Source organism: Megasphaera intestinihominis (genome assembly GCF_040096415.1).
Classification (GTDB): Bacteria; Bacillota; Negativicutes; order Veillonellales; family Megasphaeraceae; genus Megasphaera; species Megasphaera intestinihominis.
The window spans coordinates 84,602-90,796 of the sequence record NZ_JBBMEU010000002.1; the positions used below are offsets into that span (position 1 = coordinate 84,602).

Below are 6,195 nucleotides of genomic sequence, written 5' to 3' on the forward strand. Positions count from 1 at the left end.
TGTAGGGGTCGCCACGTGCGAGCCCCTACAGCAAAAAGGCGCTGTCTTCATGCGACAGCGCCTTTTGTGTGCTATAATATTCGTACATTCCCGATAATTTGTAGAATGAGGTGATACTACTATGGATTCTATCTATGGTTCCTATGGACCGGCTTTGCAGGCTGCTCTGGAAGATATTATCGGCCGTATCCGCGCCTATAGTGACGATATAAAGGCCAAGACCGGGGAAGCGGCTTATGAACACCTGATTTACCGCATCAAGTCCGAAGGGAGTATGCGGGAAAAATGTGACCGCAAGGGCCTGCCTCAGACGGCCTATTCGGCTCTCCACGATATCCGCGATGCCATCGGCATCCGTATCGTCTGTTGTTTCCTCGACGACATCTATCGGGCTATCGACTTCCTGAAAAGCCTCGATGGCGTCCGCGTCGTCGAAGAGAAAGATTATATCCGCCACGTCAAACCGAACGGCTACCGCAGTTACCACGTCATTTTGGAACTGGAAGAGCCTTATGAAGATGTGACCGGCGCCAATCCGGGTCATTTCTATGCCGAAGTCCAGCTGCGCACGATTGCCATGGATTCCTGGGCCAGCCTGGAACATCAGATGAAATACAAGCACGACATCAAGAACCCGGAACTCATCGTCCGGGAACTCAAGCGCTGTGCCGATGAACTGGCTTCGTGCGACGTGTCCATGCAGACTATCCGCAATTTGATCCATGCACAAGAATAAGGGGGAAACGCTATGCGCCTTCTATTAGCTGAAGATGAAAAAGAAATGTCCGCAGCTCTGTCTGCCATCCTGACCCATTCGGGATACGATGTCGATGCCGTCTATGACGGCCAGGCTGCCGTCGAAAAAGCCCTGTCCCAGTCCTATGACTGTATGATCTTCGACATCATGATGCCGAAGAAGGACGGCGTCCAGGCCTTGAAGGAAATCCGCGACAAAGGGAATATGACGCCGGTCATCATGCTGACGGCCAAAGCCGAAATCGACGACCGCATTACCGGCCTCGACGCCGGTGCCGACGACTACTTGACCAAGCCCTTCGCCATGGGCGAACTCCTGGCCCGCCTGCGCTCCCTGACGCGGCGGTCGACGTCCTATGCGCCGTCGAAACTCACTGTCGGCAATGTCGAACTCGACGTGGAAGAACAGGAACTGGCCTGCCGCAATTCTATCCGCCTGGCCAATAAGGAAACGAAGCTCATGAAATTCTTCATGGCCAACGCCGGCAAAACCCTGTCGACGGCCCAGATCCTCGATAACGTCTGGGGCGATGAAGAAGAAGACGTCGATGAAGGCATCGTCTTCCTTTACGTCTCGTATTTACGGGAAAAGCTCGAAGCCGTCCAGGCCGACATTGAAATCGTCGGCCAAAGAGGGCAGGACTATGCCTTGACCGTGAAAGAAGCGTCTGCGGAGGGTTAGACCATGAATATGATCAAGCGCCTGCGCCGTAAATTCATCATCATGGCGACAATCGGCGTCCTCGTCGTCCTCGGCGGCGCCCTGGGCCTCATCAATACCATCGCCTATATGCGGATGAATCAGCAGGTCATGTCGGTCCTGACCTATATCATCCATAACAACGGCGCTGTGCCCCAGAAAATCGGCGGCGACGATGGCAGTTTCTTCAGCGACCCGTCATGGACGGAAGAAACGCCGGAATTTGCCTACCAGATACGCTTTTTCAGCGTCCTCGTCAATGCCAGCGGCTATGCAGAAAAAATCGACATCCAGCACATCGCTTCGTTTTCTGAAAAAGAAGCCATCGAATATGCCCGGACGACTGTCGCTGAGGCGCGGGAAAACGGAACGAAACAGGGCTTTTTCAAAAAGAACCGGGCCAGTTATGCCTATATGATTCAGCCCAACGACGACGGCAGCTTCCTCATCGTCATCCTGGACTGCACGCGCGACGTCGCTGCTGTCACTTCGTTCATGCGCTATTCTCTCTGGTTTGGCCTGGGCTGTGTCATCTTATACGTCATCATCCTGGCGGCCATGTGCAACGTCGCTATCCGGCCTTTCGTCCGCAACATGGAGAACCAGAAGCGCTTCATCACCAATGCCGGGCACGAACTCAAGACGCCGATTGCCATCATCTCCGCCAATGCCGAAGCCATCGAGATGCTCAATGGCCAGAGCCAGTGGACGGACAGCATCCTCAAGCAGGTCCGCCGCCTGTCCAACCTCATCCAGAACCTCATCATGCTGTCCAAGATGGGCGAACGCTCTCAGGTCGACCTGGTCATTACCGATGTGAACTTGTCGGAAACGGTCCATGCCGTAGCCGACTCCTTCCAGCAGCTGGCCATTGACGCCGAAAAGACCTTGCATACGGATATTGCCGACGGCATCCACGTCAAAGGCGACAGTAAGTGCCTCTATGAACTGGTCAACATCCTCGTCGACAACGCTGTCAAGTATTGCGATGACAAGGGGACCATCGACGTCTCCCTGCGCCGTCCCCGTCTGGGGAAGGGGGCGATTGTCGCCGTGACCAACACCTATGCCGACGGGGCTAATGTGGATTATTCCCGCTTCTTTGAACGCTTCTACCGCGGCGATACGTCCCATAACAGCCAGAAGGCCGGCTATGGCATCGGCTTGTCCATGGCCGAAGAATTGACGAAACTCATGGGCGGTAAGATTAATGTATCCTATAAGGCCCAACGAATAACGTTTACTGTCCGGCTGGGCTGATTTTCCCTATAGGGAAAGGCCGCAACCTGTGCTATAATGTGACCAACATCACTTTTACTCAGGGGGAAGATATTATGGAAATGCAAATGGAATATATCCGAAAATTACCGGAACCACAGGAACTGATGGAACAATTTCCCATCGACGACAAGGTCAAGGCCATCAAGGCGAAACGGGATGAAGAAATCAAAAACATCCTGACCGGCCAAGACGACCGCTTCCTGCTCATCATCGGTCCCTGTTCGGCCGACAATGAACCGGCTGTCCTCGACTATATCCATCGCCTGGTCAAGGTCCAGGAACAGGTCAAAGATAAAATCTTTATCATCCCGCGCGTCTACACCAGCAAACCCCGTACCATCGGCGTCGGCTATAAGGGCATGCTTCATCAGCCGGACCCGGAAGGCAAGGAAGACATGCTGGGCGGCATCATCGCCATCCGTGAAATGAATGCCCGCGTCGTCCGCGAAACGGGCTTTACCTGCGCTGAAGAAGTCCTCTATCCGGAAATCTTCCGTTACTTGTCGGACCTCTTGTCCTATGCCGCCGTCGGCGCCCGGTCCGTCGAAGACCAGTTCCACCGCATGATTGCCAGTGGCGTCGGCATCCCTGTGGGCATGAAGAACCCGACGTCCGGTGACATTTCGGTCATGCTCAACTCCATCGAAGCGGCCCAGCATACGCAGGATTTCCTCTTCCGCGGCTGGGAAGTCCGCACCAAAGGGAATCCGCTGGCCCACGCCATCCTGCGCGGCTATGTCGACAGCTTCGGCAACAGCATGCCTAACTACCATTATGAAAACCTCCAGCGCCTGTACGAAGCCTATGGCAAGCGGGACCTGTCCTATCCGGCCGTCATCGTCGACGCCAACCATGCCAATTCGGGCAAGAAATACCTCGAACAGATACGCATCGCCAAAGACGTCATCCACAGCCGCAAGCACTCGGCCGACATCAAACAGCTGGTCAAGGGCTTGATGATCGAAAGCTACATCGAAGACGGCAATCAGAAAATCAGCGAAGGCACCTATGGCAAATCCATCACCGACCCCTGCCTGGGCTGGGAAAAATCCGAACGCCTCATCTACGATATGGCAGAATTGCTGTAATTAGTGGCTCGTGGCTAGTGGTTCGTTTTTGCGGTCTTATAGCCGCACTGTAGGAGCTTCTCTATAGTTTGTAGTACGGAGTTTGTAGTTTGTAGAAGAGGGCCTTAAATTAAAAACCAACCCCTAGCCCCTAACCACTAGCCCCTAACCACTAAAAAAAAATCGCTGTCGTACGTGCGACAGCGATTTTTTTTAAAAAGTATCCAACAATACATATCCTTTACCGCGCAGGAACGTTTCCGTTTCCATTTCGCGGGTCTTGAAGATGGCGACCGGTGTGCCGGCCTGGCGGTTATAAGAAATATACAAGTAGTCAATGGAAATATTGGCCTGGCGGAGGCTGTCGAGGATTTTGTCCAGACAGCCCGGCGTATCGCCCATTTCGACGGCGACGACTTTGTCCATATGACATTGGTAGCCGGCTTCCTGCAATTTCGAGACAGCCAGTTCCGGATTGGTGACGATGAGGCGGATGATGCCGAATTCTGCGCTGTCATTGGCCAGCATGGTGTAGATATTGATATTGGCATCGGCTAAGACCGACGTCATCTTGCGCAAGGCGCCCTTCGTGTTTTCAGTGAATACAGAAACTTGATTGAGCATAAATCGAAATCCCCCTTGATGATAAAATATTGTGACGTTGTCCCCATTTTACCATAAAAAGACAGGCTTGTAATGGGGATGGGATTTGTTAAACGTTTCAGAATGGGCAAGTCATGATATAATAAAAGCATAGGAACTATGTTTTTTACGATACGAGGTGAGGGCTATGCCAGCTCGATTGGTCATCTTCTTATTTTTACTGCTCACAGGCACTGCCAAACTCTATATGTGGCTCGGCGTCACGGAACCCTTGAAAGCCGTCATCGCGGCGACCCTGACGACCTTTGTCATCATCTGTGGTCTGCGGCGGAGCGGCCAGAAACAGGCCGAACAAAAAGAACGGGAAAAGACAGCGGTAGCTGAAAAAGAAAAAATCCAGTCGGCCCAGGAACCCGTAAAGACGAAACATCGACTCGATGCCGACGATGCGGCCTTCCTGTCAGCCGTCGGCACAGGCCTTATCCTGCACGAACTCCACGAACGGAACAAAGAACAAGAACGGGTCGAACGCGATTACGACGGGAATTGGGATAACCCCGATGACGACAGCCAGTATGACGATAACCAGTACGACGACAGCCAGTATGACGATAACCAATATGATGACTGGGAGTGATGGGAATTTCGCAGGCCGCAGTTCGCAGACGGCAGACCGCAAAAAAAATACACGGCCAACGGCCTTGTGCGTAGGGGCTGTCCCAAGCCTTTTTGGCCCGTCAGGTGCTGACCGTCGGGAGGCGCAAGACGGCTGCCAAAACGGACAGCTGTGGCTGGGCAGCCCGTTGTGAGATTTGGCATACCTATTCTTGTATGATGGTAGGTTTTTACGAGCCACGAGCCACGAACCACTATTTTTTCACGAGCTGAGGGTTCCTTGAGGCAATGTCGTTAATTTGAATTTATCGTCGCGCAGCGGCATTTGAATCCGAAGTGAACCGCGGCCTGCGAACTGCGGGCCGTCAGACCCTAAATTCGACGAACGACCTACGACGAACGGCTCTACGCCGCGGCCTGAGGCCTTCATTTCCTGGAGATTCCGAAATATACGAAATCGCCGAAGAAGCGAATCCGTGACATGACGAAAATGGAGCGCTGGCTGGCGTATTTCGCTAACCAGCTCATACCATCGTAGGGGTCGTCCGTGGGCGACCCGTCAGCATGATAGGGCTTGTCTTGTTCATGCATGTGGATTAGAAGGAGGGAACTGATCATGAGCGATGAAGCCATCCATAAAGCCATAGATGCCGCCCGGACCTTTCTTCAGGATGACGCCGAACGCCTGGCTTACATCAACCGCGAACTCGCCATCCTAGACTATAACTCGGACCATCGCGATGCCTTTGAAGAAGGGGAAGCTAAGGGACGTGCAGAAGGAATTGAAAAAGGTCGTGCAGAAGAACGGAAATCGTCAGATAACCGATGGGAAAAATTGATGGGTCTGTTATTGGAGGAAAAACGGTATGATGAAGCGAAAAAAGCAGCTTCCAGTAAAGAGTTCCGTGAAACACTTTTCAAAAAATATGGCTTAGAATAAGACAGAATTTAGAAGTGAACGTACTCCCGCCTCTTTAGGCGGTGAGATGAATTGCAGGTTTTTCTGAGGGTTCGATGCCCTCAGAAAGACAATTGCTTCATAATTTGTTTTGCAGTATAATCAGTAGTAAGAGAGAAAGGACTGATTATACTATGAAATTAGACAGTAACAACCATTCAGTGTTCTTGCTCTATTACCATCTTGTTTTGGTGGTGAAGTACCGCCGCAAAGTA

General features: G+C 52.3%; 7 protein-coding genes and 1 pseudogene. 7 read left to right on the forward strand and 1 reads right to left on the reverse strand.

Translation table 11 applies throughout. The features are described from left to right. Window positions 1-121: 121 nt before the first annotated feature. The 4 genes from WMO23_RS00900 to WMO23_RS00915 all read left to right on the forward strand — a co-directional run bounded on the left by WMO23_RS00900 (window position 122) and on the right by WMO23_RS00915 (window position 3,825). Window positions 122-736, forward strand: coding sequence for a GTP pyrophosphokinase (locus WMO23_RS00900; RefSeq protein WP_020311456.1), 615 nt, complete (start codon window positions 122-124; stop codon window positions 734-736). Window positions 737-748: 12 nt separating this feature from the next. Continuing rightward, window positions 749-1,438 (forward strand): response regulator transcription factor, encoded by a 690-nt coding sequence (locus WMO23_RS00905; protein ID WP_301876893.1) that lies wholly within the window; start codon window positions 749-751, stop codon window positions 1,436-1,438. Between the two features lie 3 nt (window positions 1,439-1,441). After that, window positions 1,442-2,716 (forward strand): sensor histidine kinase, encoded by a 1,275-nt coding sequence (locus WMO23_RS00910; protein WP_292281348.1) that lies wholly within the window; start codon window positions 1,442-1,444, stop codon window positions 2,714-2,716. 74 nt (window positions 2,717-2,790) lie between these two features. Beyond that, complete coding sequence (locus WMO23_RS00915) at window positions 2,791-3,825, forward strand: 3-deoxy-7-phosphoheptulonate synthase (protein WP_301876894.1); 1,035 nt, start codon at window positions 2,791-2,793, stop codon at window positions 3,823-3,825. Window positions 3,826-4,017: 192 nt separating this feature from the next. Here the strand turns inward: WMO23_RS00915 and WMO23_RS00920 are convergent, their stop codons facing one another. Beyond that, complete coding sequence (locus WMO23_RS00920) at window positions 4,018-4,428, reverse strand: ACT domain protein (RefSeq protein ID WP_020311451.1); 411 nt, start codon at window positions 4,426-4,428, stop codon at window positions 4,018-4,020. A gap of 166 nt (window positions 4,429-4,594) precedes the next feature. Here WMO23_RS00920 and WMO23_RS00925 point away from each other — a divergent pair, with 166 nt between their 5' ends. The 3 genes and pseudogenes from WMO23_RS00925 to WMO23_RS00935 all read left to right on the forward strand — a co-directional run. Further along, window positions 4,595-5,044 (forward strand): hypothetical protein, encoded by a 450-nt coding sequence (locus WMO23_RS00925; protein WP_292281350.1) that lies wholly within the window; start codon window positions 4,595-4,597, stop codon window positions 5,042-5,044. 594 nt (window positions 5,045-5,638) lie between these two features. After that, window positions 5,639-5,962, forward strand: coding sequence for a hypothetical protein (locus WMO23_RS00930; protein ID WP_292281352.1), 324 nt, complete (start codon window positions 5,639-5,641; stop codon window positions 5,960-5,962). A gap of 152 nt (window positions 5,963-6,114) precedes the next feature. Next, window positions 6,115-6,195 (forward strand): annotated as a pseudogene (locus tag WMO23_RS00935) (IS200/IS605 family transposase); the annotation flags it as partial.